The sequence below is a fragment of the Fibrobacter sp. genome (assembly GCA_012523595.1).
Taxonomy (GTDB): Bacteria; Fibrobacterota; Chitinivibrionia; order Chitinivibrionales; family Chitinispirillaceae; genus JAAYIG01.
This window is the reverse complement of the sequence record JAAYIG010000217.1, coordinates 1-2,403: the sequence shown is the minus strand read 5'-3', so window position 1 is coordinate 2,403 and position 2,403 is coordinate 1. Positions and strand designations below refer to the sequence as shown.

The following is a 2,403-nucleotide window of genomic DNA, read 5'->3' as shown; positions in this document are numbered from 1 at the left end:
TCTGTAATTTTGAAACATGCATCTGTAATTTTGAAACATGCATCTGTAATTTTGAAACATGCATCTGTAATTTTGAAACATGCATCTGTAATTTTGAAACATGCATCTGTAATTTTGAAACATGCATCTGTAATTTTGAAGCATGCATCCGAAATTTTAAAGCATGCGCCAATAAATTTGAAGGATGTGTCAGAAGTTTGAAATATGCTTCTGTTGACAGAACATTGCTCATGGATATTGGACATGAGATTATAAGCCCTAAATATGGCTGGTGGTCAGGTCATAATCATAGGGCATTGCCCTACGTTAAGGTAGCTACCTAACCCTGAAAGGGCGTACTAGCTTAACACAGGGCAACGCCCTGTGCGGTGTGGTGAAACAGATAACGGAGGCGTAATGCGAACGCGTGGGGTATGCAATGAGGATATAAGATGCGGATATAAAAACATGGATACGGGAAGTGGATAACGTAACGCAGATGAGGAACATGGATAATAAAACGAGAATAACATAACGTCAATCACATAACGTCAATACCGTCCATGCCATTATAAAACGAGACAAACAATTGCCAGACCAGCGCCCCGCTGCGGGGCTCTCATTTTAGCTTCTTCTCACAAATAACAGTACAGCCGCAATCCCTCTTGAATTCCAGAAAACCCGACTCAATCCGAATGTTTTCCCGATTGTCAGGAGAGTAGGCAAGAACCAGATCCCCTGGTTTAAGGGATGTAAAAAAATCGATATGTTGAGCTCGAATGGCAAAACTGCCCAAAGAATTGGAAGCAGAGACCTGCCACAGGGAAGTATCAATCGCTACTCCATCGGGGGTAATTAATTTGAAGGGGAATTTTTTCATGATTAACTCAACTGCTTGGCTTTCTCACGGGCTTCTTCAACAGTTCCAACCATATAGAACGCCTGTTCAGGAAGATCATCGTGTTTGCCATCAAGAATTTCCGTAAAGGAGCGGATCGTATCCTCCAGGGGAACAAATTTTCCTTTGATTCCGGTAAAATGCTCTGCCACTTTGAAGGGCTGGCTTAAAAATTTCTGCACTTTTCTGGCACGCTCGACCGCTTTTCTGTCATCTTCGGATAGCTCATCCATACCCAGAATGGCGATAATGTCCTGAAGGTTGCGATAGAGCTCAAGCAATTCCTGCACTCTTCGGGCGGTACGGTAATGGTCCTGGCCGACAATATCAGGGGTCAGGATTGTTGAGCTTGACTCCAGTGGATCTACTGCAGGATAAATTCCAATCTCCTGAATGGTACGGCTTAAATTGGTGGTGGCATCCAGGTGAGTGAAAGTGGTTGCAGGTGCTGGATCGGTGTAATCATCAGCAGGGACATAAATGGCCTGGACCGAAGTAACAGAACCGTTTTTAGTGGAAGTGATTCTTTCCTGCAATTCACCGATATCGGTTGACAGGGTAGGTTGATAGCCCACTGCCGAAGGAATTCGGCCAAGCAATGCCGACACTTCCGAGCCTGCCTGAACAAAGCGGAATATATTATCGACAAACAGAAGCACATCGCGTCGTTCTTCATCACGGAAATATTCTGCAATACTCAGTGCTGAGAGTCCAACCCTGGCACGGGCTCCTGGAGGTTCATTCATCTGACCAAAAACCAGTGCGGTCCGATCAAGCACTCCGGATTCTTTCATTTCGCCCCAGAGCTGTGTTCCTTCACGGGTTCTTTCCCCAATGCCGGCAAAAACTGAATAACCCTGGTATGCGGTTGCGATATTATTGATTAACTCCATTATCAGAACGGTTTTTCCTACTCCGGCGCCACCGAAAAGACCAATCTTTCCTCCCTTGACATAAGGCTCCAGCAGATCTATAACTTTGATACCGGTGACCAGTACCTCATTTTTTGTACTCTGATCCTGGTAAGTAGGAGCGGGGCGATGGATAGGATACCGTTTTATTGATTTTATGCTACCACCACCGTCTACTGGCTCGCCGATAACATTGATTATTCTTCCGAGGACTTCCGGACCCACAGGAACTGTGATCATCTCACCTGTATTACTGACCTGCATCCCTCTGGCCAGACCATCGGTGCTGTCCATGGCAATCGTTCTGACGACTCTTTCTCCCAGATGCTGCGTAGTTTCCAGTATCAGGTTTCTGGATTGATTGTTCTCAGAATCCGGTACTGTTACTGTTAAAGCTGTGTTGATTTCGGGCAAGTCACCTTTTTCAAAAGAGACATCCACAACAGCTCCTACCACCTGAACTATTTTTCCGGTATTCTGAAATTTTTTGGAATCGCTGTTATCTGTACTCATATATGCTCCATTACTGATCAATAGCCTCTTTACCTGAGACTATTTCGGTGAGTTCTGTGGTAATAGCAGTTTGCCGTGCGCGGTTGCGCAGTTTGATATAAC

General features: G+C 45.1%; 3 protein-coding genes. All 3 read right to left on the bottom strand.

Annotated elements, in window-relative coordinates:
* Positions 1–598 precede the first annotated feature (598 nt).
* Positions 599–859, bottom strand: a complete 261-nt coding sequence (locus tag GX089_15325) for a hypothetical protein (GenBank protein ID NLP03865.1) — start codon at positions 857–859, stop codon at positions 599–601.
* A gap of 2 nt (positions 860–861) precedes the next feature.
* Complete coding sequence (atpD, locus tag GX089_15320) at positions 862–2,301, bottom strand: F0F1 ATP synthase subunit beta (GenBank protein ID NLP03864.1); 1,440 nt, start codon at positions 2,299–2,301, stop codon at positions 862–864.
* 10 nt (positions 2,302–2,311) lie between these two features.
* A partial coding sequence (locus GX089_15315; GenBank protein ID NLP03863.1) for a hypothetical protein occupies positions 2,312–2,403 on the bottom strand: 92 nt, incomplete at its 5' end.